At 69.4% G+C, this 25,763-nt stretch carries 23 protein-coding genes and 2 tRNA genes; 16 read left to right on the top strand and 9 right to left on the bottom strand.

The features are described from left to right. Complete coding sequence (hisC, locus tag AAFO60_RS07230; protein ID WP_347955489.1) at positions 1-1,062, bottom strand: histidinol-phosphate transaminase; 1,062 nt, start codon at positions 1,060-1,062, stop codon at positions 1-3. 112 nt (positions 1,063-1,174) lie between these two features. On the opposite strand from hisC, the gene AAFO60_RS07225 reads away from it, so the two are divergent. The 3 genes from AAFO60_RS07225 (at position 1,175) to AAFO60_RS07215 (ending at position 2,083) form a co-directional block, all read left to right on the top strand. Continuing rightward, positions 1,175-1,263, top strand: a tRNA-Ser gene (locus AAFO60_RS07225). A gap of 57 nt (positions 1,264-1,320) precedes the next feature. Next, a tRNA-Arg gene (locus AAFO60_RS07220) sits at positions 1,321-1,393 on the top strand. Between the two features lie 105 nt (positions 1,394-1,498). Beyond that, the gene (locus AAFO60_RS07215) at positions 1,499-2,083 is read left to right on the top strand and encodes a TetR/AcrR family transcriptional regulator (RefSeq protein WP_347955488.1); all 585 of its coding nucleotides are present in this window, start codon (positions 1,499-1,501) and stop codon (positions 2,081-2,083) included. A gap of 73 nt (positions 2,084-2,156) precedes the next feature. Here the strand turns inward: AAFO60_RS07215 and AAFO60_RS07210 are convergent, their stop codons facing one another. After that, positions 2,157-2,654 (bottom strand): nuclear transport factor 2 family protein, encoded by a 498-nt coding sequence (locus AAFO60_RS07210; RefSeq protein ID WP_347955487.1) that lies wholly within the window; start codon positions 2,652-2,654, stop codon positions 2,157-2,159. Between the two features lie 155 nt (positions 2,655-2,809). Between AAFO60_RS07210 and AAFO60_RS07205 the strand changes: the two genes are divergently transcribed. The 6 genes from AAFO60_RS07205 to AAFO60_RS07180 all read left to right on the top strand — a co-directional run bounded on the left by AAFO60_RS07205 (position 2,810) and on the right by AAFO60_RS07180 (position 9,044). Continuing rightward, positions 2,810-3,994, top strand: a complete 1,185-nt coding sequence (locus tag AAFO60_RS07205; RefSeq protein ID WP_347955486.1) for an acyl-CoA dehydrogenase family protein — start codon at positions 2,810-2,812, stop codon at positions 3,992-3,994. Between the two features lie 47 nt (positions 3,995-4,041). Continuing rightward, positions 4,042-4,962 carry a VOC family protein gene (locus tag AAFO60_RS07200; protein WP_347955485.1) on the top strand — a complete coding sequence of 307 codons (921 nt, stop codon included), beginning with the start codon at positions 4,042-4,044 and terminating at the stop codon, positions 4,960-4,962. Positions 4,963-5,046: 84 nt separating this feature from the next. Continuing rightward, a complete protein-coding gene (locus tag AAFO60_RS07195; protein WP_347955484.1) occupies positions 5,047-5,871 on the top strand; it encodes an SDR family NAD(P)-dependent oxidoreductase in 825 nt (274 codons plus the stop codon). A gap of 130 nt (positions 5,872-6,001) precedes the next feature. Beyond that, the gene (locus AAFO60_RS07190; protein WP_347955483.1) at positions 6,002-6,796 is read left to right on the top strand and encodes an IclR family transcriptional regulator; all 795 of its coding nucleotides are present in this window, start codon (positions 6,002-6,004) and stop codon (positions 6,794-6,796) included. A gap of 195 nt (positions 6,797-6,991) precedes the next feature. Next, complete coding sequence (locus tag AAFO60_RS07185; RefSeq protein WP_347955482.1) at positions 6,992-8,281, top strand: NADH:flavin oxidoreductase; 1,290 nt, start codon at positions 6,992-6,994, stop codon at positions 8,279-8,281. Continuing rightward, complete coding sequence (locus tag AAFO60_RS07180) at positions 8,274-9,044, top strand: SDR family NAD(P)-dependent oxidoreductase (RefSeq protein WP_347955481.1); 771 nt, start codon at positions 8,274-8,276, stop codon at positions 9,042-9,044. Before AAFO60_RS07185 ends, AAFO60_RS07180 begins: the two co-directional genes overlap by 8 nt. A 1,073-nt stretch (positions 9,045-10,117) precedes the next feature. Here AAFO60_RS07180 and AAFO60_RS07175 read toward each other — a convergent pair. Further along, complete coding sequence (locus AAFO60_RS07175; protein WP_347955480.1) at positions 10,118-10,426, bottom strand: hypothetical protein; 309 nt, start codon at positions 10,424-10,426, stop codon at positions 10,118-10,120. A gap of 33 nt (positions 10,427-10,459) precedes the next feature. Then, positions 10,460-12,160 (bottom strand): sodium:solute symporter family protein, encoded by a 1,701-nt coding sequence (locus AAFO60_RS07170; protein WP_347955479.1) that lies wholly within the window; start codon positions 12,158-12,160, stop codon positions 10,460-10,462. Between the two features lie 121 nt (positions 12,161-12,281). Here AAFO60_RS07170 and AAFO60_RS07165 point away from each other — a divergent pair, with 121 nt between their 5' ends. From AAFO60_RS07165 to galK, 3 genes are read left to right on the top strand one after another with little or no spacing between them, the layout of a single operon-like run. Then, positions 12,282-13,076, top strand: coding sequence for a DeoR/GlpR family DNA-binding transcription regulator (locus AAFO60_RS07165; RefSeq protein ID WP_347955478.1), 795 nt, complete (start codon positions 12,282-12,284; stop codon positions 13,074-13,076). Then, positions 13,073-14,221, top strand: a complete 1,149-nt coding sequence (galT, locus tag AAFO60_RS07160) for a galactose-1-phosphate uridylyltransferase (RefSeq protein ID WP_347955477.1) — start codon at positions 13,073-13,075, stop codon at positions 14,219-14,221. Before AAFO60_RS07165 ends, galT begins: the two co-directional genes overlap by 4 nt. Then, entirely contained in the window at positions 14,218-15,312 is a 1,095-nt protein-coding gene (gene galK / locus AAFO60_RS07155; protein WP_347955476.1) for a galactokinase, read from the top strand. Before galT ends, galK begins: the two co-directional genes overlap by 4 nt. Before the next feature lie 353 nt (positions 15,313-15,665). On the opposite strand, the gene AAFO60_RS07150 is transcribed toward galK, so the two are convergent. Continuing rightward, positions 15,666-16,457, bottom strand: a complete 792-nt coding sequence (locus AAFO60_RS07150; protein ID WP_347955475.1) for an aldose 1-epimerase — start codon at positions 16,455-16,457, stop codon at positions 15,666-15,668. Positions 16,458-16,682: 225 nt separating this feature from the next. On the opposite strand from AAFO60_RS07150, the gene AAFO60_RS07145 reads away from it, so the two are divergent. Genes AAFO60_RS07145 through AAFO60_RS07130 form a run of 4 tightly spaced genes read left to right on the top strand, consistent with a single transcriptional unit; the run spans position 16,683 to position 21,351 of the window. Next, complete coding sequence (locus AAFO60_RS07145) at positions 16,683-17,831, top strand: Rieske 2Fe-2S domain-containing protein (protein ID WP_347955474.1); 1,149 nt, start codon at positions 16,683-16,685, stop codon at positions 17,829-17,831. 7 nt (positions 17,832-17,838) lie between these two features. Next, complete coding sequence (locus tag AAFO60_RS07140) at positions 17,839-18,099, top strand: hypothetical protein (protein ID WP_347955473.1); 261 nt, start codon at positions 17,839-17,841, stop codon at positions 18,097-18,099. Further along, positions 18,096-19,802, top strand: a complete 1,707-nt coding sequence (locus tag AAFO60_RS07135; protein WP_347955472.1) for a 3-ketosteroid-delta-1-dehydrogenase — start codon at positions 18,096-18,098, stop codon at positions 19,800-19,802. The genes AAFO60_RS07140 and AAFO60_RS07135 overlap by 4 nt, the downstream gene beginning before the upstream one ends. 52 nt (positions 19,803-19,854) lie before the next feature. Beyond that, positions 19,855-21,351, top strand: a complete 1,497-nt coding sequence (locus tag AAFO60_RS07130) for an MFS transporter (RefSeq protein WP_347955471.1) — start codon at positions 19,855-19,857, stop codon at positions 21,349-21,351. A gap of 105 nt (positions 21,352-21,456) precedes the next feature. Here the strand turns inward: AAFO60_RS07130 and AAFO60_RS07125 are convergent, their stop codons facing one another. From AAFO60_RS07125 to AAFO60_RS07110, 4 genes are read right to left on the bottom strand one after another with little or no spacing between them, the layout of a single operon-like run. Further along, on the bottom strand, positions 21,457-22,707 hold the full coding sequence (locus AAFO60_RS07125; protein ID WP_347955470.1) for an MFS transporter: 1,251 nt from the start codon (positions 22,705-22,707) through the stop codon (positions 21,457-21,459). Next, positions 22,704-23,471 (bottom strand): ABC transporter ATP-binding protein, encoded by a 768-nt coding sequence (locus AAFO60_RS07120; RefSeq protein WP_347955469.1) that lies wholly within the window; start codon positions 23,469-23,471, stop codon positions 22,704-22,706. Before AAFO60_RS07120 ends, AAFO60_RS07125 begins: the two co-directional genes overlap by 4 nt. Continuing rightward, positions 23,468-24,463 (bottom strand): FecCD family ABC transporter permease, encoded by a 996-nt coding sequence (locus AAFO60_RS07115; protein WP_432211697.1) that lies wholly within the window; start codon positions 24,461-24,463, stop codon positions 23,468-23,470. The genes AAFO60_RS07120 and AAFO60_RS07115 overlap by 4 nt, the downstream gene beginning before the upstream one ends. Positions 24,464-24,519: 56 nt before the next feature. Beyond that, positions 24,520-25,566 (bottom strand): ABC transporter substrate-binding protein, encoded by a 1,047-nt coding sequence (locus AAFO60_RS07110; RefSeq protein ID WP_347955468.1) that lies wholly within the window; start codon positions 25,564-25,566, stop codon positions 24,520-24,522. Positions 25,567-25,763 lie beyond the last annotated feature (197 nt).

Here is a 25,763-nt window from a genome sequence, read left to right as displayed (position 1 = left end):
TCAGCGGCGCGCCCACTCCTGTGCGAACGACAGGAAGACCTCGGTCTCGGCCGGGTGGGTGATCGTCACGCGAACGCCGTCGCCGGCGAAGGGGCGCAGGATGACCCCGGCGTCGGCCGCGGCGACGGCGAACGGCACCGACTGCTCGCCCAGTGTCAGCCACACGAAGTTGGCCTGCGAGTCCGGGACGCGATAGCCGAGTTCGCGCAGCCGAGCGGTGACCCGTTTGCGCTCGGCGACGACCGCGTCGGTCCGCGCCAGCAGTTCGTCCTGCGCCCGCAGGGACGCGACCGCGGCCGCCTGCGCGACGCTGCTGACAGTGAACGGCACGTGCACCTTGTTCAGTGCGGTGATGATCTCCGGGTCGCCCACCGCGTAGCCCACGCGCAGCCCGGCCAGGCCGTAGGCCTTCGAGAAGGTGCGCAGCAGGACCAGGTTCGGGAACTCCCGGCGCAGCTCGAGGGAGTCGTAGTCGGCGTCCTGCGGCGCGCGGACGTACTCGATGTACGCCTCGTCGAGGGCGACGATGATGTCGGACGGCACGGCCTGCAGGAAGGCGCGCAGGGCCTGTTCCGACACGACGGTGCCGGTCGGGTTGTTCGGGTTGCAGACGAAGATCAAGCGTGTGCGGTCGGTGACGGCCGCGGCCATCGCCGCCAGGTCGTGGACCGAGTCGTCGGTCAGCGGCACCTGCACCGGCGTCGCGCCGACGATGCGGGTGGCGACCGGATACATCTCGAATGAGCGCCAGGCGAAGACCACCTCGTCGCCCGGTCGCGCGGTGATGGTGATCAGGTTCTGGCACAGGATCACCGAGCCGCAGCCCACCTGGACTTCGGCCGGGGTCACGCCGAGGTTCTTGGCGAGTTCTTCGGTGAGCTCCACCATGCCGTTGTCGGGATAGCGGTTGGTGGTGGCCGCGGCGGCGGCGATGGCCGTCGCCACGCTCGGCAGCGGCGGGTCGGTCACCTCGTTGCTCGCCAGCTTGATCGCACCCGGGAAGGTCTTGCCGGGGACGTACACGGGCAGGGTGTCCAGGTCGGGCCGGATTCGCATGCTCACCCCTCGAATATACGTCTGACCTGCACCTCTGTCGCCATCGGACAGGCGATTTGCATCCTGGCGGCACCTCTGTGTAATGTTTTGCCCCGGCGGTCGAAAAGGACTCCACCAGGGAGACGTGCCAGAGCGGCCGAATGGGACTCACTGCTAATGAGTTGTTCTACGAAAGTGGAACCGGAGGTTCAAATCCTCTCGTCTCCGCCGACTGGGACACGTGCCCGGTATAATTGAAGAAGTGCGGATCGTAAGATCCACCACGCGCCCGTAGCTCAACGGATAGAGCATCTGACTACGGATCAGAAGGTTTGGGGTTCGAATCCCTACGGGCGCACTCAGACAAGAGGCCCAGGACATCGTCCTGGGCCTCTTGTCGTTGGGTGTTTTGGCCTTACCCACGAAGTAGTACCAGAGGACCCTGCCGAGTACCATCACTGTCATGGAGAAGCCTCAGCCGACCGAGTTCGCGACGCGTCGTCGGCTCGAGCTCTTCGACGAGATCGTCGCGCTCTTCCTCGCCGAAGGATTCGGGCGACTGACCCTCGATGAGCTGGCGGCGCGCCTGCACTGCTCCAAGTCGACCCTGTACACGCTCGCGGGCAGCAAGGACCAGCTGGTGCGTGCGGCGACCGTCCACTTCTTCCGGCGGGCCGCCGACGAGGTGGAGGCCCAGATCGCCGACATCGCGGGCGCGCGCGAACGGATCGTCGGCTACCTCTCCGCGGTGGGCACAGCCCTGGCGCCCGCCTCCGACCGCTTCATGGCCGACCTCGACGACTTCGGTCCGGCCCGCGAGGTCTACGAGCAGAACACCGCGATCGCGGCCGGCCGCGTCCGCGAACTGATCGACGAGGGCGTCGCGGCGGGGGAGTTCCGCGCGGTGCACGCGGCCTTCGCGGCCGACCTCGCGGCCACCATGATGGTGCGGATCCAGCAGCGCGGAGTGCGCGAGAGCACCGGCCTCGACGACGCGCACGCGTACGCGGAACTGGCGACGATCCTCACGGCGGGAATCAGCAAGTAGCCGCCGGTTCACTCCCGTCGAGCCCGGCAGCGCGGGCGGCGCGGCTCGACGGAAGCGGGGGTCGGCGCTCGATCTACTCCGCGGCCAATGCGAGCAGCTCGCGGGCCTCGGGCCGACTGTCGAGCACGCGGCCGACGCGACGGGTGCACTTCCAGCCCTCGTCGGTGCGGATCAGCTCCCAGCGGTTGGCGGTCGCCCGGGCGACGGTGAAGCCGTCGTCGTCGTGCAGGATCAGCATCGACTTGCCGGTCGCGACGGCGGTGTCGCCGTCGATGCGGACCTGGCCGGGCTCCAGGATGTGCGCGCAGCCCTGAGCGATGAAGCCCTGGTGCATGCGGCCGCGGACCATCGCGGTGATCTGCTCGTGCCCGCGCATGACGCCGGTGTCGACGTCGTAGACGCCGTCGGCGGTCCAGACGCGGGCGTCGGCGTCGGCGCAGCCGGCGTCGATGGCCGGGCCGTACGAGGTCATCAGGTCGACGATGGCCTGCTTGTCTTCGAGATAGGCCACTCGGGCGGCGAGGTCGGCGATCAGTCGAGCGGTGTCGGGGACGGCGTTTTCGGTGTTCATGGCTCCAGGTTGGCGGTCGGGCACGTCGTCGACCGGTGAGTTTCCCGGTGACCGGGATTCGGTGGAACACGTTCTCGCAACGATGTGAGCATGGCCTCAAGCAATACAGGCAATCAACCGCACGGCGCATCGACGCCGGGACGATCGGAGCAGGGATGCCGAACACGGTTCTCGACTACATCAACGACCACGCTGACGAGTTCTTCGCACAGGGTGCGGAGGCCGAGCGCATCGGCAAGCTCACCGACAAGACGGTGCAGCTGCTGAAGGAGGCCGGCGCGATGCGGATGCTGCAGCCGGCCGACTACGGCGGCTACGAGTTCCATCCCCGGGACTTCGCCGAGACCGTGATGCGCCTGGCCTCGCTCGACCCGGCCGCCGGATGGGTGCTGGGCGTCTGCGGCGTGCACCCGTGGCAGCTGGCCTACAACGACCGCCGCGTCCAGGACGAGGTCTGGGGCGAGGACAGCAGCATCTGGATGGCCTCCCCCTACATGCCCGGCGGCATCCTGGTCCCGCAGCCCGACGGCGGCTACCAGTTCAGCGGCAAGTGGCAGTTCTCCTCGGGCACCGACCACTGCGACTGGGTCTTCCTCGGCGCCATGATGGGCAACCCCGACGGCAGCATGGCGCAGCCGCCGCAGATGGTCCACGTGATCATTCCGCGCAAGGACTACACCATCGTCGAAGACTCGTGGAACGTCGTCGGCCTGCGCGGCACCGGCAGCAAGGACCTCATCATCGAGAGCTGCTTCGTCCCCGACTACCGGGCCATGACCTGGGAAGACGTCTCCAGCGGCGACGGCCAGCGCGCGTCGGGCCGCGAGCAGACCCTGTACCAGATGCCGTGGTCGAACATGTTCCCGCTCGGCATCACCTCGGCCACCATCGGCATCTGCGAAGGCCTGCTGCGGCTGGCCTCCGAGTACCAGGCGGGCCGGATCGACGCCAACGGCGCCAGCGTCAAGGACGATCCGTACACGATGTTCGAGTTCGGCGAGTACATGGCCGACCTGCGCGCCGCGCGGACCGAGCTCATCGCCAACGCCGAGTACTTCTGGGACCTCACCGAACGCGGCGAGACCGCGACCTTCGCCGAGCGTGCCGCCGGCCGCGCGACCCAGGTGCGGGCCGCCTGGCGGGCAGCGCGCGCCGCCAACGAGATCTACGCGCGTTGCGGCGGCAACGCACTGCGCATGGATCAGCCGATGCAGCGCTTCTGGCGCGACAGCCAGGCCTGCATCCATCACGCGATCCACGCCGCCAACACCGTCTACCACGCGGCGACGCTGTCCTCGCTGGGCGCCGAGCCCGCCGGCCCGCTGCGCAAGCTGATCTGACCCGCCGAGCCCCTGACGAACCCGCACGCACAGCAAAGGACCCCTTGATGAGTGACAACCCCTACGGCGACATCAAAGCGCTCGGCTACGTGGAGGTGGTGACCAACGACATGCCCCGCTGGCGCAAGCTGGCGCTGGAGATCCTCGGCTTCGCCGAAGGCTCGGGCCCCGACACCGAGGCGCTCTACCTGCGGGTCGACGAGCGCGCCGCCCGCATCATCGTCCGGCCCGGCGACACCGACAAGGTGAGCGTGGTGGGCTGGGAGGTCCGTGACCGGCAGGGACTGGAGCGGGTGCGCGCCACCGTCGAGGCCGCCGGCATCACCGTCCGGGACCTGACCGACGCCGAGGCCGACGCCCGCCGGGTCGAGGCCGCCATCGCCTTCGAGGACCCCGCGGGCATTCCCCTGGAGGTCTTCTGCGGGGCCGTGCTCGACCACAGTCCGGTCGTCACCCCGTTCGGCGCGCGTTTCGTCACCGGCGCCCAGGGACTCGGCCACGTCGTGATCCCCGTGCCCGACGACCTCGCCGCCTCCGACTTCTACGTCAAGACCCTCGGCTTCCTGCCGCGCGGGGCCTTCCGGCTCGACACCCCGCCCGAGGTCGGTCCCATGCGGATCCGGTTCTTCGGCGTCAACCAGCGTCATCACAGCCTGGCGATGATGCCCGCACCCAAGCAGGGGCCGGGCCTGATCCACATCATGGTGGAGGTCGACGACCTCGACACCGTCGGTCGGGCGCAGGACCGCGTCGTCGCCGAGGGCGCCTCGCTGTCGTCGACGCTGGGCCGTCACACCAACGACAAGATGCTCTCGTTCTACGTCCGCGCCCCCGGCGGCTGGGACCTCGAGTTCGGCACCGACGGCATGCTCGTCGACGAGACCCACTACACCGCCGAAGAGATCACTGCCGACAGCTACTGGGGCCACGACTGGTCCGGCGGCGAGCCGCTGGCCGTCGTCTCCTGACACCTTCGACCTCCTCTGCGACCCCGCTCGCCACACCCGGACGCGGCACCGCCCGCGTCCTCGACACACACGACAGGGAATCTCATGACTGATACATCGACCACCGAACTCGACCAGGTCGCGATCGACCCGGCCAAATACGGCCCCTGGGCCGTCATCGCCGGCGGCTCCGAGGGCGTCGGCGCCGAGTTCGCCGTCCAACTGGCCCAGTCCGGACTGAACCTGGTGCTGATCGCCCGCAAGCCCGAGGCACTGGAGGAGACCGCTGAGCGCGTCCGCGCCCACGGCGTGGAGGTCCGCACGCTGGCCCAGGATCTGCTCGCCGCCGACGCCGTCGCGAACATCACCGCGGCCACCGCAGACGTCGAGGTCGGTCTGCTGATCTTCAACGCCGGCGCCAACACCTACGGCAACGAGTTCGTCTTCGGCGACATGGACCGCTTCCGCGACGTGATGACCCTGAACATCGACCGCCAGCTGGAGCTGGTGCAGGTGTTCGGCAAGCCGATGGCCGAGCGCGGTCACGGCGGCATCATCCTGCTGGGGTCGGTCACCGGCTTCGTCGGCTCGGGCCACCAGAGCATCTACGCCGCCGCCAAGTCGTTCACCCGGATCTTCGCCGAAGGCCTGTGGTGGGAGATGCGCGAGCGAGGCGTCGAGGTCCTCGAGCTGATCCTCGGCGTCACCCGTACCCCGGCGATGGCGCGCGCCGGCCTGGACTTCGATCTGCCGGGACTGCGCGTCTCCGAGCCGGTCGACGTCGTTCGCGAAGGGCTCGCGCACCTCGCGGACGGCCCCGTGTGGGTGGTCGAGGCCGAACAGTCCGGTGCCGAGGCTCGCTCGCAGTTCCCGCGCCGCGACCGCGTCCTCAAGGAGGCCGCCGCCGTCGCCGCCATGATGGGGCGCTGACCGTCGCCGACCGATGACCACGCGCCGCCGACCGTTCGCTGCAATCGCCCGACCACTTACCGGAAGGGCGTGCGGGGGACGGTCGGCGGCCGCTATTTTCACCTGAAGACGCGACCGACGGGAGGGTGTCATGGATGACGACGCCGAACCCAATACGCCACCGTCGATGCTCGACCGCATCGACCTCATCCTCGACGCCGTCGAAGAGGCGGGCTTCCTCACCCTGTCCGGGGTGATGGAGCGGACCGGGCTGGCGCGCTCGACCGCGCACCGGCTCCTGACCCAGATGGAACGACGCAAGTGGCTCTTCCGCGTCGGCACCAACTATGAGCTGGGGGTGCGGCTGTTCGGATTGGGGACCACCGGGTTGCGGACGCACTGGTTCTATCAGCGCGCCATGCCGACGCTGAGCTGGCTCCAGCTGCAGACCGGCTACATCGTGCACCTGACCTACCTCGACGGAGCCGACGCGGTGTGCTGGGAGAAGCTCGGCTCGGGCCGATTCCAGTGGGAGGTGCCCACCCGGATCGGCACGCACCGGCCCGCACACACCACCGCGGGCGGCAAGGCGCTGCTGGCGCTGCAGCCCGACGACTATCTGCGCGGCCTCGAGCCGCTCGAGTCGCTGACCCCCGACACCGTCACGTCCACGACCGCGCTGCGCGCCGAACTCGACGAGGTCCGCAAGCGGGGCTACGCCGTCGACCGCGGCGAGAGTCTGCCCGGCGTCGGCTGCTTCGGCACCACCGTCAGCGCGGCCAGCGACGACTCGTCGACCGCGCGCCGCACGTCGGCGGCCATCTCGGTGTGCGTTCCGCTGCCCGAACTCGACACCCGGCTCATCCCGATCCTGCTGGCGGCCAAGAAGCGGATCGCGCAGCACATGCGGGTGAATCCGATGATCGAGACTGCAGACGACGCCTAGCGTCCTTCCGTTCGCGGCGCGTCGATGTGAGCGAACTTCCCACCAGCCGGGAAATCGGCCCCTATCGCGCGCTGCGACTGGGATTGTGAGGGAAACCACTTCAGTTGATCGCTGTGAGGAGCTTGTTGTGAGAAGCGTTTGGATGAAGGACCGGGCCGCCCGGTCGGGCGCGACGATGCGATCGGCGGTCGTGCGATGACCGAGAAGACCGCCGATCCGTTCGCCCCCGGCCGGCTGGGGCCGGTGAAGCTGTCGAACCGCATCATCAAGTCGGCGACCTCCGAGGGTCGCTCGCCGAAGGGCAAGGTCACCGACAGTCTCATCGACTTCCACCTCGACTACATCCGCGGCGGCGTCGGCCTGACCACCGTCGCCTACTGCTGTGTGAGCCGCGAGGGCACCACCGCGCCCGGCCAGATCCTCATGTCGGAGAAGTCCGCGCCCGGGCTGTCGAAGCTGACCTCCGCGATCCACGCCGAGGGCGGCGCCGTGTCGGCCCAGCTCGGACACGGCGGGCCGGTGTCGTCGAAGAAGATCACCGGCGTCAACGCGATGGCGCCCAGCCGGATGCTGAACCCGACCTCGCTGGAGTACTGCCGCGAGATCACCCGGCTCGAGATCTCGGGCATCATCGAGAACTTCGCCAAGTCGGCGCGGCTGGCCGCCGACTGCGGATTCGACGCCGTCGAACTGCACTTCGGGCACAACTACCTGCCGAGCTCGTTCCTGAGCCCGCTGTTCAACCGGCGCAAGGACGAGTACGGCGGCAACATCGACAACCGGAGCCGGCTGGTCCGGGAGATCGCCCGCGAGGTGCGCTCGGCGGTCGGCGACTCGATCGCCGTGACCGCCAAGATCAGCATGGAGGACGGGATCCCCGGCGGCATCAACCTCGCCGAGTCGATCCGGACCGCCGAACTGCTCGACATCGACGGCAACCTCGATGCGCTCGAGCTGACGCAGGGCTCGTCGGTGATGCGTCAGATGTACCTGTTCCGCGGCGACGTGCCGGTGCGCGACTTCGCCTCGGTGATGCCGCAGCCCTTCAAGACCGGCGTCTACGCGTTCGGCCGCAAGATGCTCGGCGAGTTCCCCTACTACGACCTGTACATGCTGGAGTCGGCCCGCCAGTTCGTGCGTGCGGTCAAGAACACCCAGCTCATCCTGCTCGGCGGCATCACCAACTACGACCACATGGTCACCGGCCTGTCCGAGGGATTCGACTTCGTCGCGATGGGGCGTGCCCTGCTGCGCGAACCCGATCTGGTGAACTCGATCCGCGCCGACCGAGCCAAGCAGACCCTCTGCACGCACTGCAACCGCTGCATGTACACCGTGTACGGCCGCACGCACTGCGTGCTCGACCCCGACTCGGCATTCGGGCGGCCCGACGAGGCCGAGTCCGCCAAGTTCCTCGGGGTGCCGCGCTCGGTGCGCCGGGCCGTCGCCGCGGAGTCGTCGAACGGAGTGGCCGGCGGTGTCTGAGGTGACCGGACGCGAACTGGCCGGCGCCACCGCGCTGGTCACCGGGGCGGGCCAGGGCGTCGGCCGCGGCATAGCGGGCGCGCTGGCGGCGCGGGGCGCGAGCGTCGCGGTGGTCGGACGGACGCTGTCGAAGGTCGAGGACGTGGCGCAGGAACTGCGAGCGCGAGGCGGCCGGGTGCAGGCGTTCAGCTGCGATGTGACCGACCTCGACGATTCGGCGCGGATGGTCGACGAGGTGGTCGGCGTGCTGGGCGGACTGTCGATCCTGGTCAACAACGCGCAGACCACCTACAACCGGACGCTGCTCGAACACACCGAGGACGAGTACCGGCAGATCATGGACTCCGGACCCCTCGCCACCTGGCGGATGATGCGCCTGTGCCATCCGCATCTGAAGGGCGACGGCGCCATCGTCAACCTCGGGTCGGCGGCGGGCGTGCGCTGGGATCCCTCCGGCTACGGGCTCTACGCCGCGGCGAAGGAGGCGATCCGGTCGTTGACGCGCGCGGCCGCATGCGAGTGGGCCGACGACGGGATCCGCGTCAACGCGATCCTGCCGCTGGCCGACTCACCGGCCCTGCAGGAGTGGTCGAAGGCCCGCCCCGACGAGGCCGAACAGTACCTGCAGACCGTCCCGCTGCACCGCTTCGGCGATCCCGAGGACGACATCGGCTCCGCCGTCGCCTTCCTGTGCAGCAGCCAGTCCCGCTACATCACCGGCCATTCGATGCCGGTCGACGGCGGCCAGGTCCTGATGCGCTGATCAGGTGGGGCGACGGGCTGGTCCCAGGTTGATCGAGTAAGCCTCCGGACGGGCTCGTCCCAGGTTGATCGAGTAAGCCTCCGGAGCGTAGCGGAGGAAGCGCATCGAGATCGCGCGCGTGTGCGGGGGTCTCGATACGCTCGCTCACTTCGTTCGCGGGCTACTCGACCAGCCTCGGTTGGGCTGCTTTTCGACGTGCCTGGGGCTGCTGCCCCGTCTGACGGCTCCTCGACCAGCCTGGGGCCGCTTCCCCACCTGACGGCCCCTCGACCAACTCGGCGGCGGAGCTTCCCCAGGCTGGTCGAGTAGGCCGAGGCGCTAGCCGAGGCCGTATCGAGACCCGGAGCGAAGTTTGCGTCGGCAGTTGTCTTCCTGGAGTAAAAGATCCGACGCAGATCCGCGGCGACGGGGTCTCGATACGCTCGCTCACTTCGTTCGCGGGCTACTCGACCAGCCTGGGTTGGGCTGCTTTTCGACCAGCCTGGGGTCGCTGCCCCGTCTCACGGCCCCTCGGCCGGCCTGGGTTGGGCTGTTTTCTAGGTTGATCGAGTAAGCCTCCGGAGCGTAGCGGAGGAAGCGCATCGAGATCGCGCGCGTGTGCGGGGGTCTCGATACGCTCGCTCACTTCGTTCGCGGGCTACTCGACCAGCCTCGGTTGGGCTGCTTTTCGACGTGCCTGGGGCTGCTGCCCCGTCTGACGGCTCCTCGACCAGCCTGGGGCCGCTTCCCCACCTGACGGCCCCTCGACCAACTCGGCGGCGGAGCTTCCCCAGGCTGGTCGAGTAGGCCGAGGCGCTAGCCGAGGCCGCATCGAGACCCGGAGCGAAGTTTGCGTCGGCAGTTGTCTTCCTGGAGTAAAGATCCGACGCAGATCCGCGGCGACGGGGTCTCGATACGCTCGCTCACTTCGTTCGCGGGCTACTCGACCAGCCTGGGTTGGGCTGCTTTTCGACCAGCCTGGGGTCGCTGCCCCGTCTCACGGCCCCTCGGCCGGCCTGGGTTGGGCTGTTTTCTAGGTTGATCGAGTAAGCCTCCGGAGCGCAGCGGAGGAAGCGCATCGAGATCCGGCGCACCTACTTGTTCGTCGGGCGCATCGCGGCCCAACCCAGGAAGAGCACGCCGAAGAGGGCCAGGATCAAGCCCACCCAGATGTTGGCGCTCGTGCCGACCGACATGTCGATCGGGTTGCTCGACGGCGCGCGATCGGCGGCGCCTGCCTCGGCGGTGGCGGGCAGCAGTCCGCCGATCAGCAGGATGACCCCGTAGACGACCAGCAGGGCGCCGACGATGTTGCGGATGTCGAACATCCGCTGCAGGATTCGCGCCTTGCGGTCGTCGAGCGGGGCGTCGGTCGACGCTTCGTTCTTCGTCGGTTCACTCATGACGGTTGCTCCTCGATGAGGGGGACGGGCGGGTCAGTGGAAGATCACGTTCAGGACGACCACGAGGGTCATCACCACGATGGCCAGCGGCACCGGGCGGGCGTACCAGGCGGCGCCGCTGTCGTCGCCGAGCAGCTTGGTCTTGTCGGTCAGCGACCAGACGAAGCCGTCGAGCTCGGCGACCGGCTTCGGTGAGGTGACGAGCGAGACGATCACCGAGACCACGATGTCGACGACGAAGGCCGCGATGGCCGCGACGAACGCCATGCCCTGACCGGGCAGGTTGGTGACGCCGGTCTCCTGCAGGACGAACACAGTGACGGCGGACGCGGTGCCGGCGACGAGACCGACCCAACCGGCGGTCGCCGTCATCCGCTTCCAGAACATGCCGAGGATGAACGTGGCGAACAGCGGCGCATTGAAGAAGCCGAACAGGGTCTGCAGGTAGTCCATCAGGTTCGAGTACCCGGCGGCGATGGTCGCCGTGCCGATCGCCAGGAGCACCGCGCCGACCGTCGCCACGCGGCCGACGGTGATGTAGTACTTGTCGGGCCGATCCTTGACCACGTACTGCTGCCACAGGTCGTAGCTGAAGACGGTGTTGAACGCCGAGACATTGGCGGCCATGCCTGCCATGAACGAGGCGAGCAGGCCGGCGACCGCGACACCCAGCAGGCCGTTGGGCAGGATGTCGCGCATCATCAGCAGCATCGCGTCGTTGTAGGTGACCTCGCCTGCGCCGGTGTTCTTCAGGTGGATCATGTCGCCGATCGCCGCCGCGCAGATCATGCCGGGGACGACGACGACGAACGGGATGAACATCTTCGGGATGGCGCCGATGATCGGCGCCCGCCGGGCCGCCGACGTCGAATCGGACGCCATCGCGCGCTGGACCTCGACGAAGTTGGTGGTCCAGTAGCCGAACGAGAGCACGAAGCCCAAGCCGAAGACGATGCCGACGACCGACCAGACGGGGGAGGAGAATCCGCTGAGAGCCTGACCGGGCCAGGAGTTGAGCTGGTCGCTCACCGTGGCACTGACGGCGCCGGAGGAGTTGTGCGTGTCGATCATCTTGTCGCGCAGACCGCTCCAGCCGCCGATCTTGATCAGGCCGATGACGGTCAGCGGGACCAGCGCCGCGAGGATGACGAAGAACTGCAGGACCTCGTTGTAGATGGCCGCCGACAGGCCGCCGAGCGCGGTATAGGTCAGGACCACCGCGGCGGCGACGATCAGCGACACCCACTGGGGCCACCCCAGGACCGCGTTGACGACCGTGGCCAGCAGGAACAGGTTGACGCCCGCGATCAGGACCTGGGCGATCGCGAAGCTCAGCGCGTTCACCAGGTGGGCACCGGTGCCGAACCGTCGTCGCATGAACTCGGGGACCGACCGCACCCTGGAGCCGTAGTAGAAGGGCATCATCACGATGCCGAGGAAGACCATCGCCGGGACGGCGCCGATCCAGTAGTAGTGCATCGTCGAGAGTCCGAGCTGCGCGCCGTTGGCCGACATGCCCATGATCTCGACGGCGCCGAGATTCGCCGAGACGAAGGCGATGCCGGTGACCCAGGCGGGCAGGCTGCGGCCGGACAGGAAGAAGTCGATGCTGCTCGCGACCTTGCCTCGCGCGAGGTAGCCGATCCCCAGCACGAACACGAAGTACACGGCCACGAGGATGTAGTCCATGACTCCGGTGTTCAGCCGGAGGACCGTGTCGGATGCCAGGTTCATGGCGGCTCCTTGGTTGGCTCAACCGATCAATGTGTGTCAAAAACTAACAGATACCTACATGAAGGTGTGAGTTATCTGAAGATTTGTGTGCGTTTTCGTGTGTTATTGATACAGTCTGCACATGTTGGTGGCGGAACGACGAGCGTTGATACTCGCGGCGGTGATCGATCGCGGGGCCGTCCGGGCCGCCGATCTCGCCGAGGAGCTCGGAGTTTCGGTGATGACCATTCGCCGGGACCTCGACCAGTTGGAGATCGCGGGCGAGCTGAGCAAGGTTCACGGCGGTGCGATCAGCACCGCGCACCTGGACAGCGTGCGCGGCCTCGAGCCGCTGCCGTCGTTGAAGGCCGAGCGGCAGCCCGAGGCCAAGCGGGCGATCGCGGCCGCCGCCGTCGAGTTCATCGAGGACGGCATGACGGTGGCGATCGGGGCGGGCACCACCACGCTCGAACTGGCGAAGCTGCTCCGGGGCCGTCAGGTCTCCGTGGTGACCAATTCGATGGCGATCTTCGCGCTGCTCACCGACCCCGGTGAGACGATCCTCAACCCGGCCGCGGTGCAGCTCACCGGCGGTCAGCGGACGCCGTCCGACGCCCTCGTCGGACCGCTCGCCAACGCCGCCCTCGAGCGGTACCGCACCGACCTCGCCTTTCTCGGCGTCCACGGCATCGATCCGGCCGCGGGCATGACGACCCCGAATCTGGGTGAAGCCGAGACCAACCGGAAGCTCCTGGACACCGCGCGCACCACGGTCGTCCTGGCCGATCACACCAAGTACGCCGAGATCGGCGCCCACCTGTACGCGACCTTCGCCCGTGTCGATCGAGTCGTCACCGACGCGGCGATCCGGCCCGACCACCGTCGCGCCCTGGCCGCCGTCGTAGACCTGACCGTCGCTGAAGGAATGAATCGATGACCCAGCCCCTCGCCCGGCGCCTGCCCGAACCGCAGCGCAGTGAGCTCGCGGACGGCCGCGAGATCCTGTTCTTCTCGAATTCGGCGACCCCGCCCGCGCCGCTCGCCGACCATCGGGATCTGCCGCCGCGGCCGACGTCGACCCCCACCGAACTGCGCCGCGATCCGCGCACCGGGGACTGGGTGATCATCGCGCCGGCCAGACAGGAACGCACGTACAAGCCGCCGCGCCAGATGTGCCCGCTGTGCCCGGATCCGAGCGGGCAGTCCAGCGAAGTGCCCGCGGAGGACTACGACGTGGTGGTCTTCGAGAACCGCTTCCCGTCGCTGTCGACGGCCCACGCGGGATCGTCGTTCGCCCTCCCGGAGGCGTCCACCGAGCTCGAGGTCGTCGCGCCGGGGTACGGCCGCTGCGAGGTCGTCTGCTTCACCAGCGAGCACGACGGGTCGTTCGCGCAGTTGTCGCCCGCGCAGGCCCGCCTGGTCATCGACACCTGGGCGCACCGGGCGGCGGACCTGCTGGCTCGCGACGGTGTGGAGGAGGTCTTCTGCTTCGAGAACCGCGGCGAGGAGATCGGGGTGACGCTCGCGCATCCGCACGGGCAGATCTACGCCTACCCGTTCCGCACCGACCGCACCTCGGCGCTGCTGGCCGAGGCCGGCCGATATCGCGCGGAGGCGGGCGCCGACCTGTTCGAGGCGATTCTGGCCGCCGAGGTGTCCGACGGTCGTCGTATCCTCGTCCGTACCGAGCACACGACGGCGTTCGTTCCGTTCGCCGCTCGCTGGCCGGCCGAGGTGCACATCTATCCGAACCGACACGTCCGACAGCTCGGTGACCTGACCGACGCGGAAGCCGACGACCTGGCCCGCGTCTACCTGACCGTGCTGCGTGCCTTCGACGCCCTGTACGACGCGCCGCTGCCGTACATCGCCTCCTGGCACCAGTACTCCGGCCGGGAGACTGCGGTGGCGGGTTCCGGCGCCGGGTATCTGCACGCCGAGCTGTTCTCGATCCGACGCAGCCGCGACAAGCTCAAGTATCTGGCCGGTTCGGAGTCCGGGCGCGGCGCCTTCGTCACCGACAAGACGCCGGAGGCGATCGCCGCCGAACTGCGCGCGGTGCTGACCGAGGTCCCGGCATGACCGGCCGACCCGCGTTCCGCGCGTTCGCGCCCGGCCGCGTCAACCTGATCGGCGAACACACCGACTACAACCTCGGCTACTCGCTGCCCATCGCCCTGCGACTGGGAACCACTGCCGTGTTCACCCCGGACGAGTCGGCGACCGTGATCGGTGCCGTCTCGGCCACCGAGCCCGACGAGTGCGAAATCGCGTTGTCGACGGTGCCGGGCGAGGTGACCGGCTGGGGCGCGTACGTCGCCGGGTGCGTGTGGGCGTTGCGGGAGGCCGGGGTGCCGGTGCCCGGCGGCCGGTTGCAGATCTCGTCCGACGTGCCCGTCGGGGCGGGACTGTCGTCGTCGGCGGCCCTCGAGTGCGCCGTACTGCTCGCGCTCGCAGAGGCTTCGGGGGCGCCGGTCGGCGATCGGACCGCGGTGGCGAAGCTGGCGCAGAAGGCCGAGAACCATTACGTCGGCGCACCGACCGGCCTGCTCGACCAACTCGCCAGCCTCTACGGGGAGCCGGACCGCGCGCTCCTCATCGACTTCCGATCGGTGCAGGTCGAGACGGTCCCGGCCGCGCTCGGCGAGGCCTATCGGCTGCTGGTGATCGACTCGCACGCGCCCCACCGGCATTCGGCCGGTGAATACCGGGAACGACGCGACTCCTGCGCCGCAGCCGCCGCGAGTCTGGGCGTGGCGTCGCTGCGCGAGGCGGGGCCCGACGACTGGGGCCGGCTCACCGACCCGGTGCACGCGCGCCGCGCCCGTCACGTGCTCACCGAGAACGCCCGCGTGCTCGCGGCCGCCGACGCTCTGCGCGACGGTGACTACCCGGTGTTCGGGGAGTTGATGAACGCCTCGCACGAGTCCATGCGCGACGACTTCGAGATCACCACCGACCACATCGACCACCTCGCAGCCCTCGCTCGCCGGATGGGTGCGCTCGGCGCCCGCATGACCGGCGGCGGCTTCGGCGGATCGGTGATCGCCCTGGCCGACGTCGACGCGGCCGACCGCATCATCGCGGAGCTGCCCGACGCAGCGGTCGCCGCAGGGCACCCGGCCCCGACCGTCCGCGCGGTGCGCCCGGGACCGGGCGCGCACCTGCGGTAGGCGGCGGGGTTGTGGTGCGGGGTCTCGATACGCGTCCTGCGCTTCGCTTCGGTCGCTACTCGACCGGCCTGGGGGCGGGTCTTTGGGTCGTTACTCGGGGTGGGTTGCAGGGTGGTCGAGTAGCCACCGACCGCAGCGAGGCGGAGTATCGAGGCCTGGTGCGGGGGTCTCGATACGCGTCCTGCGCTTCGCTTCGGTCGCTACTCGACCAGCCTGGGGATGGTCCTGCGCTTCGCTCCGGTCGCTACTCGACCGGCCTGAGGGGTGCGTCGGGGTGGTTATTGACTTGTTTGCTCGTCCTCAGGGTGGTCGAGTAGCCACCGAGCGCAGCGAGGCGGCGTATCGAGACCCGCTCACCACGTCCACGTCGTCGTCGCGACCAGATCGTGGCCCGGGGACACCAGGTGCGGGGTCGTGTTCAAGCCGTTGGGCGGACCGGTCTGCGGCTCCACGCAGATGGAGTCTTCGGGGTGGTCGAAGACCACCACCCAGCGGGCGTCGCTGCGCATTCGCATCCGCAGGCGGTCGGGCCAGTCCAGCAGGACGTCGACGCCGTCGGGCATCCCGAAACAGTCGTCCCACGGGGGCGACGTCGGCGCGATCCGCTCGCCGGTGGGCAGATAGTCCTCGCCGCGCTTCTCCTGCCAGGCGGGGGAGAAGTCGACCCGGAGCGCACGGTCGGCGCCGTCGTCCCCGAGCCGCCGGCGGAACCACGGATGCCAGCCCACCTGCGCGGGGAACGCGGGACCGTCGGACCGCACCCTCATCTGCAGGGTGAGCTCCCCGGGCCGCACCGACACCTCCTGCATCACCTCGCCGGGGAACGGCCAGCGCGGCTCGAGCCGCTGCGTCAGCCGCGCCCGGTCCGGCGCGCACTGGTCGACGAACCACGGGTGATCGCGTACGGTGCCGTGCAGTGCATGGGGCGGATCGTTGCGTTCGAACCGATGCACCTGCCCGTCGACGGTCAGCTCGCCGTCGCCGAGCCGCCCGCACCACGGCGCCATCGGGAACGACCCGAACCGCGCCCCGCCGGTCAGCAGTTCGTGACCGGCGACGACCAGCGAGGTCAGCCGCCCGGTGGCCGGACTCAGCCACACGGTCACGTCGTCGGAGATCAGGCGGATGTCGTCGGAGCGGGTCATGCGCTTCACCTTAGGCCGGATCGCCCGGCCGGTGGGCGCCCCGAGCGATCGTCGCCGCCGTTGCGGCAGCGTCGGCGATCCGCGGGTCTGCGACGCCCGGAACGCGCCGTTCGCGCAGGCCGCCGCAGGTTTGATCCCATTGGATGGGAACGAATTATCTCCGCTCACAAAACGCTGCGAATGTGATCGTCAGCACGTTGAACACCGAGTGAGGGAGTCGCGGAGATGACGATCGCAGAGCAGGCAGTGGACACCGACGAGGTCCGGGAGATCGAGAACGGCACCAACCCCGAGCGTTTCGCTCGCGGCTGGCACTGCCTGGGATTGGCCGATTCGTTCCGGGACGGCAAGCCGCACGGCATCCACGTGTTCGGCGGCAAGCTGGTGATCTGGGCCGACTCGGCCGGAAAGCTGAACGTTCTGGACTCGTACTGCCGCCACATGGGCGGCGACCTGTCGCAGGGCTCGGTCGAAGGCGACGAGGTGGCCTGCCCGTTCCACGACTGGCGCTGGGGCGGCAACGGTCGCTGCAAGGCGGTTCCGTACGCCAAGCGCGTCCCGCCGCTGGCCAAGACGCAGTCGTGGAAGACGATGGAGCGCAACGGGCAGCTCTTCGTCTGGAACGACCCCGAAGGCGGCGCCCCCGAGGACTACATCCCCGCCATCGAAGGCTTCGAAGAGGGCGAGTGGACCGCGTGGAACTGGAACTCGGTCAAGATCGAGAACACCCACTGCCGCGAACTGGTCGACAACGTGGTCGACATGGCGCACTTCTTCTACGTGCACCTGAACCAGCCGCTGCACTTCCGCAACATCTTCGAAGACCAGGTCGCCACCCAGGAGATGTCGTTCAAGCCGCGTGCCGACATGGCGGGCAAGGACTTCGTCAACTTCGGTGAGGACAGCGTCACCCAGTCGTACGCCTCGTACTACGGTCCGGCGTACATGATCAACCGGCTCGAAGGACAGGACGGCCTCGACGTCGTGCTGATCAACTGCCACTACCCGGTCAGCTCCGACTCCTTCGTCCTGCTGTACGGCGTCATGGTCAAGCGCACGCCCGGCATGAGCCTGGAGGAGGCCGACGCGCTGGCGGCCCAGTTCGGCGAGGGCACCCTGAAGACCTTCGAGCAGGACATCGAGATCTGGAAGACCAAGGCCCGCATCGACAACCCCCTGCTGTGCGAGGACGACGGCCCCGTCTACCAGCTGCGCCGCTGGTACGAGCAGTTCTACGTCGACCGCGCCGACATCCGCGACGACATGATCCGCCGCTTCGAGTTCGACGTCGACGTCACCAAGGCAAACGAGTACTGGGACGCCGAAGTGGCCCGAAACGTGGAACTGGCCGCCGCGGCGGCCGCACAGAGCTGAGGCTCCGGTGTTTCAGATCTCGTGTGAACGGTGCGGCACCGCCGTGCTGGTGGAGAAGTACAGCCAGCGGCACACCAGCGTGCAGTGGCTCGACGACGCCGCCGCCCAGTGCCCGTACGCGGCGGCCGAGACCGGCCACACGGCCGGCCACGGCGTGAGCCGCAAGCAGCTGTGCCCGGCCCTGCACGCCACGATCGACACCGCGGCCCGCGACGGGCTGCTGCCGCTGACCACTCGTAGCGAACCGACCCCGGGAGTCCTGGCATGAGCGAACAGTCCGCCCAACAGATCACCGTCGACCTGCTGGTCGTCGGCTCCGGCACCGGCATGGCCGCCGCGCTGGCCGGCCACGAGGCCGGTCTGAACGTGCTGATCGTGGAGAAGACCGACAAGGTCGGCGGCTCCACCGCGCTCTCGGGCGGCGCCTTCTGGATCCCGGGCAACCCGGTGATCGACGCCGACGGCGGCAGCGACTCCGTCGAGCGGGCAGGGGAGTACCTGGCCGACATCGTCGGCGACACCGCCGCCGCCGAGCGCAGCCAGAACTACCTGCGTTTCGGCCCGGCGACGGTCCGACTGCTGCAGCGCCTCACCCGCCTCGACTTCATGTGGTCCAAGGGCTACTCCGACTACCACGCGGAACGTCCCGGCGGGTCGGCGGTCGGCCGCACCTGCGAATCGAAGCCCTTCGACATCGGGCTCCTGGGCGAGCACCGCGACGACCTGCGGTCGGGCAGCATGGCCGCCCCGATCCCGATGCCGATCACCGGCGTCGACTATCGCCTGATCAACCTGATGGTGACCCTGCCGCGGCGCGGTCTGGGGCGGGCGGTCCGCCGCCTGTCGCAGGGCCTGGGCGGCAAGGCGCTGGGACGCGAATACGTGGCGGGCGGGCAGGCGCTGGCCGCAGGCCTCTACGAAGGCGTGCTCCGCGCGGGCATCCCGGTCTGGCGCAGCACTGCGCTCGAGCGCCTGATCGTCGACGACGGCCGGGTCACCGGTGCCGTCGTCGACCGCGACGGCACCCCGGTCACCATCGTCGCCGAACGGGGCGTCGTCCTGGCGGCCGGCGGCTTCGATCACAATGCCGAACTGCGCAGGGAGCATCAGCTCGGCGACCTGCCCGAACTCTCGCTCGGCTCGCCCGGCAACACCGGTGACGGCCTCGCCGCGGGCACCGATGCCGGGGCCGGCCTCGATCTGCTGGATCAGGCCTGGTGGTTCCCGGCCGTCGCACCGCTGCCGGGCGGCAGCCCCAAGGTGATGCTCGCCGAGCGCTCGCTGCCCGGTTCGCTGATGGTCGACGAGGCGGGCGAGCGGTTCATCGACGAGGCGACCGACTACATGAGCTTCGGTCAGGAGGTGCTGGCACGTCGGCGCTCCGCCGATCCGATCGGGCAGATGTGGATCGTGTTCGACCAGAAGTACCGCAACAGCTATGTCTTCGCCGGCGAGCTGTTCCCCCGCGCCCCGATCCCGCAGAGTTGGTACGACGCCGGAACCGCGTTCACCGCCGACAGCATCGACGAGCTCGCCGACGCGACCGGGCTGGCGAAGCTGCCGGGCACCGTCGCCCGGTTCAACGAGTTCGCCGAGGCCGGCGTCGACGACGACTTCCGTCGCGGCTCCGGCGCCTACGACCGCTACTACGGCGACCCCAGCCACGGGCCCAACCCGTGCCTGCGGCCGCTGCAGCGCGGCCCCTTCCATGCCGTCAAGGTGGTCCTGTCCGATCTGGGCACCTGTGGCGGACTGCGCACGGACGGATACGGCCGCGTGACCTCCGATTCCGGTGAGGTCATCGACGGATTGTACGCCGTCGGCAACAATGCCGCCAACGCATTCGGGAACCGCTATCCCGGCGCCGGCGCGACCATCGGCCAAGGCCTGGTCTATGGCTACATTGCCGCCCGACACGCCGCCGGTCTCCTGGCCGCCGACACCCCCGCAGCAAGGGCTCAGCACTCCTGACCCCGCTGCACTCCTGATCAGCCCCCGGGGAATCCCCGAAAGGAAACCGAACATGACCGAGTTCTCCGACCTCGGCGCCACTACGACGGCGAAAGACGACGCCGGCTGGACACCGCGCCTGGCCCTATCCCTGCTGTCGCTGGTGCTCGTCCTCGAGTTGCTGAGCGTCAGCTACGTGATGGTCTCAATGGCCATCCTGCCCATCTCCGCGGAGTACCAGACCGGTCAGGGGGCGTGGCTCATCACGGCGTTCCTGCTGGTCGGTGCCGTGTTGTCGCCGCTGCTGGGTAAGCTTGCCGACATCATCGGCAAACGCAAGGTGATCATCGCCTGCGTCGTGGTCGGCGCCGTCGGATCGGTGATCTCGGCCGTCGCGACCAGCTACGCGGTGATGATCTTCGGACGCGCGCTGTCGGGCATCCTGGTGCCGACGCTGTTCCTGAGCTACTCGCTGATTCGCGACGTCTTCCCCCGCAAGACCGTCCCGATGGCCGTGAGCATCTGCACCGCAGGCTGCGGTCTGATCACCGTCGCCGCACCCTTCCTGACCGGCTGGCTCATCGACGGCTTCGGCTGGCGCAGCCTGTTCTGGTTCTTCGCCGCCGTGCTGGTGGTGTGCCTGGTGATGATCCTGCTGACGACCCCGGAGTCGACCGTCCGTCTGCGCGCCTCGCTCGACGTCCTCGGTGCGGTCCTGCTCGGTGCAGGCCTGGCCGGCCTGCTGGTCGCGGTCAGCTTCGGTCCGCAGTGGGGCTGGACCGACACCACCACGCTGGCCTTCCTGGTCGGCGGCCTGGTCCTGACCGCCGCCTGGTACGCCAGCGCCAAGCGGGTGTCCGATCCGCTGATCCGCCTCGATCTGCTGCGTCGTCCGAGCATCGCCTGGACGGTCACCGCCGCCGGCGGCATCTACGGCCTGGGCGCGGTCTTCACCATGCTGCTGCCGATCATGGCGATGACGCCGGAGACCTTCGGCCTGGGCTACGGGTGGGGTCTGAGCGCCGAGCAGTACGCGGTGTTCCAGGTTCCGCTGGGCGGCATGACGATGGTCGGCGGCCTCGTCGTCGGCGCGCTGTGCGGCCGCGGCCTGCATCCGCGCGTGCTGCTGATGGCCTCGGGCGTCCTGACCGGTCTCGCCGGTGCGGCCACCGCCTTCATGCACGACAGCAAGCCGCTGCTGTTCCTGCTGGCCGCGCTGTTCGGCGCCGGTCTCGGCATGGGCTACGCGTCGATCCCGAACATGCTGATCAAGGCGGCGCCGCCGGAGTTGCAGGCGTCCACCGCCAGCATCGCCGGAGTGGTGCAGAGCCTGTGCTCGGCGGTCCTGCCGGTGATCGCCTTCGCGATCATGAACAACTCGTTCGTCGCGCAGCTGCCCGCCGATCAGACCGGCGGCGCGGTATTCTACACCGACGGCGGTTTCACCGCGGCCTTCCTGCTGGTCGCAGCCGCGGCGGTGATCGCCCTGGTCGCGGCGCTCGCGCTGCCGAAGGTCACCCAGCAGTTCCGGACCGAACAGTCGGAGGTGCCGGAGGCAGCGACCGTCTGATCGCTCAGGCATCGGTCGGGTCAGTCGGAATCGGCGGCCGTCGAGGGCAACTGTGCCCCCGACGGCCGCCGATTCCTGTTGCGAGACGGCGTCGACGCGGGCCGGTCACCGGCCGCCGACGCGCCCCGACCGCGCGGTCGCCATCGTCGCCGCGGCCACGCCCATCGCCGCGGCCAGGGCCAGCCACGGGGCGGCCCGCCCCAGCGGTCCGTCGCCTGCGAGGTCGACCAGCACGCCCAGCAGCGACGATGCGGGCAGCACCAGCAGCCCGCCGACCGAGGCGTACACCCCGTAGTACGAGCCCAGATACTGTTCGCCGGCCAGCGTCGGGATCACCGCGCGGGCGGTGGGGGAGACGATCATCTGTCCCAGCGCCAGAAGCATGACGAAGCAGGCGGTGCCGCCGATCACCGCGGCCGCGCCGCCGATCGCGGCGCCGACGGCCGCCCCGGACAGGCCCACCGCGGTGAGCGCCAGACCGATCGCCAGGGTGGTTCGCGAGGGGTGACGCGCGGCCCAGGCGGCCACCCGCAGCTGGCCCAGCACCACCGCCAACGACGACGCGGCCAGCAGCACCCCGAGCGGCGCCTGACTGCCCCATCCCCGTTCCAGCTCCAAGGGCAGCAGCAGATACAGCTGGTTGTAGGCCACCAACTGCATCCCCATCACCCCGGCGAAGCCGAGGAAGACGCGGTTGCGCAGGATCTGCGCCAGCCCGGCCACCAGCGGGCCGCCGGAATGCGGGGCCGCCTCCGCGGGCAGCCAGCGCGCGTGCGCCAGCCCGATGATCACGAAGATCACCGCGCCGGTCACCGACACCACCGCGAAGTCGGTGCGCAGCAGGACCGCGCCGATCAGCGGGCCGGTGAACGCGCCGATTTGCCCGAAGGCGTTGAACAGTGCGAACGCGTCGAGTCGACTCGTCGTCGACGAGCCGTCGGCGGAGCCCGTCGAGCGGGCCAGTGCGGCCTCGACGGCGGGTGAGAAGAGGGCGCCGGCGAACCCGGTCGCCACCGCGCCGGCGCCGACACCGAGCAGCGACGGACTCAACCCCAGCAACAGCAGGCCGACCACTCGCACCGCGCATCCGGCCAGGACGGTCGGCTTGGTGCCGATCCGGTCGGCCACCGCGCCGCCGACGAAGAACAACCCCTGCTGGGACACGGTGCGCAGGCCCAGCACCGCCCCGACGACGGCCGTCGCCTGCCCGAGATCGGTGCTCAGATGCACCGACAGATAGGGCAGGACCATGAAGAAGCCGACGTTGAACGCCAACTGCGTCACCACGAGCAGCCGCACCACGGGCGACGCCGCGGTGAAACCGGCGATCAGGCCGCTTCGCGCGCGGGCCCTCACTCCGGGCGACCGGGCAGGAACCGGATGTGCAGCCCCGACTCGGTGTCGGACACATCGGCGCGCACCCGGTACACGTCGGCGATCAACGGTGCGGTGAGGACCTCGCGCGGGGTGCCCGCCGCGACCACCCGCCCCTGCCGCAGCACCATCACCTGATCGCAGAAGGTGGCCGCCAGGTTGAGGTCGTGGATGGCGATGATCGATGTCACCGGCAGCGCGGTGACCAGCGTCATCAGCTCCAACTGATGGTGGATGTCGAGGTGATTGGTCGGCTCGTCGAGCAGCAGTTCGCGTGGCTGCTGGGCCAGGGCCCGAGCGATCTGGACCCGCTGCTTCTCGCCGCCGGACAGCTGATGCCACAGCCGGTGCGCCTTGTCGGTGAGCCCGGTGTGCGCCAGGGCGTCGGCGACCGCCCGATCGTCGGCGGTGCGATCGGCGCCGAAGGTGCCGCGGTGCGGGATCCGGCCCAGGCGCACCACCTCGCCGACGCTGACGTCCACATCGGTGTCGGCGTGCTGAGCGACCACCGCCACCGCGCGAGCCACCTCCCGACGGCGCATCGACGACAGCTCCCGACCGTCCAGACCCACCGTGCCCGACGTCGGCCGGGCGAACCCGGCCAGCAGCTTCAGCAGCGACGACTTCCCGGATCCGTTCGGGCCCAGGAGTCCGACGGTCTGACCGGGTTCGGGGTGAACGCTCACCTCGTCGACGGCGAGGCGACCGCCCCGGTCCCAGCTGACCTTCTCGGCGTGCAGGGTCATGCCCGCCCCCTTCGGGAGAACATGATCGCCACGAACGCCGGGACGCCGACCAGCGCGGTCCCCACGCCCAGCGGCAGCGGCGTGGGATGGAAGGCCACGCGCGAGAGCGCGTCGACCCAGACCAGGAAGATCGCACCCAGCAGGGCCGCCACCGGCACCAGCCGGGTGTGTCCGGGGCCGACGAGGAAGCGCGCGGCGTGGGGGAGCACCAGCCCGACGAAGCCGACCGCACCGGCCACGCTCACCAGTGCGGCGGTGATCAGCGCGGTGAGCACCAGCAGGGCGCCGCGCACCCGAGCCACCGGGATGCCCAGCGAGGCGGCGACCTCGTCGCCGAAGGTGAAGGCGTCGAGCGCTCGGGCTGCGGCCCAGCAGCAGGCCAGCCCGGCGATCGCGACCACCGCGGCCAGCCGGGCGTCGTTCCACCGGACGCCCTCGAGCGAGCCGAGCAGCCAGAACATGATGCCGCGGGTCTCGTCGGAGTCGGCGAAGGCGAAGATGACGAACGAGGTGAGCGCCGAGAACAGCTGGGTCATCGCGACCCCGGCCAGGATCACCCGGTCGGTGCTGCCGCCGGCGAACCGAGCCAGCAGGAGCACGGCCCCGAAGGCGACCAGGGCGCCGAGGAAGGCGCCGCCGGAGAGACCGAGGACGGCGTTCCCGAGCCCGAGCACGCCGATGATCACCGCGCCGGTCGAGGCGCCGGAGGAGATGCCGAGCAGGTACGGGTCGGCGAGCGGGTTGCGCAGCAGCGACTGCAGCAGCACGCCGCAGACCGCGAGCCCGGCGCCGACCGCGGCTGCGACCACCGACCGCGGCATCCGGTCCTGCCAGACGATGACGTCCTTGTAGGCGAAGACGTCGACGTCGGTCAGGTGCAGGTGGTTGGTGAGGATGTCGCGGACGTTGACCAGCGAGATCGATTCGCCGCCGAGCGCGGTCGCGGCGAGGATCGAGGCGAACAGCGCGATCACCCCGGCGCCCAGGAGCAACGCAGTCCGGCCCCGCGACGTGGTCGCGGGGCCGGAGACGGCGTCGAGCGTGACGGTCACGCCGGATTCTGGTCGAGCCAGTCGGCGAGCTTCTCGATGCCGTCGACGGTCCGGATGGACGGGTTCATCTCGGCGCCGTGCAGCGCCACGTACTTCTGTCCGGCGACGGCGGGCATCACCTTGGTGACCGGGTCGGCCGCCAGGAACTCCTTCTTGTCGGCGAGCTTGTCGCCGGGGAATCGGTTGCGCGCCAGGTCGCCCAGGACCAGGACCTGCGGATTGCGTTCGACGACGGCGGTCCAGGTGGTGGCCGGCCAGTCGTCGGCGACGTCGGCGAAGACGTTGCGGGTTCCGACGGTGGAGGCGATCAGCTGCGCCGAGCTGAATCCGCCGGCGAAGTACGGGGTCTTGGTGTCGGCGAACCAGAAGGCGATGCTGCGGCCGTCATGCTTGATCTTCTCGGTGGCCGCCGCGGTGCGGGAGGTGAGCTCGTCGACCAGCGCGGCACCGCGATCGGGCACGTCGAAGACCGCGGCGAGCTCGGTGATCTCCTGATAGAGCGAGTCGATGGTCAGCGGGCGGGTGCGGGTGCCGCCGCCGTTGATGCTGCGACCGTCCTCGCAGTCGGTGGGCGAGAGGTAGGTCGGGATGCCGGTCTCGGCGAAGCGGTCGCGCGTGGCGACGCCGCCCTCCTTCTTGAAGTGCCGACCGAACGACGCGGTGACGAAGTCGGGGTTCGTGCCCATCACCGATTCGTAGCTGGGGGCGTTGTCGGACAGGCGCGGGACCTTCGCATTGGCGTCGGCGAGGTTGTCGCGGATCGGGTCGGTCCAGGACGCGGTTCCGACGATCCGGTCGCCCAGGCCGAGCGACAGCAGGATCTCGGTGGATCCCTGATCCAGGGAGACGACGCGCGCGGGCGCCTTCTCGAAGGTCTGCGTGGTGCCGCAGTTCTCGACGGTCAGCGGGTAGGCGGTCTTGCCCTCCCCGGCCGCCGAGACGGCGGCGTCGTCGACCTTCTCTGACTCGCCGCAGCCGGCCAGGAGTCCGACGGAGACGGCGGCGACGGCCAAGGAGCCGGCCAGGCGGGTGCGCAGCGACATGAAGGTCCTTCTGTGTCCAAGGAGAAGCGGACGCCGACGGCGTCCGCTATTAGTGGAGGCTTACCTGGGTAATGAAAGCACCTCGCCGCCGACAATCCAAGCTGATCCTCTGGTTCTGAGGGATTTGTTTCAGACGTCCGTTTCCCGGTCGATCCAAGCGGCTCGTCGCCGTCGTTCGCTCGGGCGTGCCGGGTCGG

Origin of the sequence: Gordonia aichiensis (assembly GCF_039946255.1) — a bacterium.
Taxonomy (GTDB): Bacteria; Actinomycetota; Actinomycetes; order Mycobacteriales; family Mycobacteriaceae; genus Gordonia; species Gordonia aichiensis_A.
This window is presented reverse-complemented; position numbering and strand designations above follow the sequence as displayed.

What these genes read in the sequence shown, in the direction of transcription:
- AAFO60_RS07215 (WP_347955488.1), top strand. Translation starts at nt 1,499, where the DNA reads ATGGAGAAGCCTCAGCCGACCGAGTTCGCGACGCGTCGTCGGCTCGAG.
- AAFO60_RS07210 (WP_347955487.1), bottom strand. Translation starts at nt 2,654, where the DNA reads ATGAACACCGAAAACGCCGTCCCCGACACCGCTCGACTGATCGCCGAC.
- AAFO60_RS07205 (WP_347955486.1), top strand. Translation starts at nt 2,810, where the DNA reads ATGCCGAACACGGTTCTCGACTACATCAACGACCACGCTGACGAGTTC.
- AAFO60_RS07200 (WP_347955485.1), top strand. Translation starts at nt 4,042, where the DNA reads ATGAGTGACAACCCCTACGGCGACATCAAAGCGCTCGGCTACGTGGAG.
- AAFO60_RS07195 (WP_347955484.1), top strand. Translation starts at nt 5,047, where the DNA reads ATGACTGATACATCGACCACCGAACTCGACCAGGTCGCGATCGACCCG.
- AAFO60_RS07190 (WP_347955483.1), top strand. Translation starts at nt 6,002, where the DNA reads ATGGATGACGACGCCGAACCCAATACGCCACCGTCGATGCTCGACCGC.
- AAFO60_RS07185 (WP_347955482.1), top strand. Translation starts at nt 6,992, where the DNA reads ATGACCGAGAAGACCGCCGATCCGTTCGCCCCCGGCCGGCTGGGGCCG.
- AAFO60_RS07175 (WP_347955480.1), bottom strand. Translation starts at nt 10,426, where the DNA reads ATGAGTGAACCGACGAAGAACGAAGCGTCGACCGACGCCCCGCTCGAC.
- AAFO60_RS07170 (WP_347955479.1), bottom strand. Translation starts at nt 12,160, where the DNA reads ATGAACCTGGCATCCGACACGGTCCTCCGGCTGAACACCGGAGTCATG.
- AAFO60_RS07165 (WP_347955478.1), top strand. Translation starts at nt 12,282, where the DNA reads ATGTTGGTGGCGGAACGACGAGCGTTGATACTCGCGGCGGTGATCGAT.
- galT (WP_347955477.1), top strand. Translation starts at nt 13,073, where the DNA reads ATGACCCAGCCCCTCGCCCGGCGCCTGCCCGAACCGCAGCGCAGTGAG.
- galK (WP_347955476.1), top strand. Translation starts at nt 14,218, where the DNA reads ATGACCGGCCGACCCGCGTTCCGCGCGTTCGCGCCCGGCCGCGTCAAC.
- AAFO60_RS07150 (WP_347955475.1), bottom strand. Translation starts at nt 16,457, where the DNA reads ATGACCCGCTCCGACGACATCCGCCTGATCTCCGACGACGTGACCGTG.
- AAFO60_RS07145 (WP_347955474.1), top strand. Translation starts at nt 16,683, where the DNA reads ATGACGATCGCAGAGCAGGCAGTGGACACCGACGAGGTCCGGGAGATC.
- AAFO60_RS07135 (WP_347955472.1), top strand. Translation starts at nt 18,096, where the DNA reads ATGAGCGAACAGTCCGCCCAACAGATCACCGTCGACCTGCTGGTCGTC.
- AAFO60_RS07130 (WP_347955471.1), top strand. Translation starts at nt 19,855, where the DNA reads ATGACCGAGTTCTCCGACCTCGGCGCCACTACGACGGCGAAAGACGAC.
- AAFO60_RS07120 (WP_347955469.1), bottom strand. Translation starts at nt 23,471, where the DNA reads ATGACCCTGCACGCCGAGAAGGTCAGCTGGGACCGGGGCGGTCGCCTC.
- AAFO60_RS07110 (WP_347955468.1), bottom strand. Translation starts at nt 25,566, where the DNA reads ATGTCGCTGCGCACCCGCCTGGCCGGCTCCTTGGCCGTCGCCGCCGTC.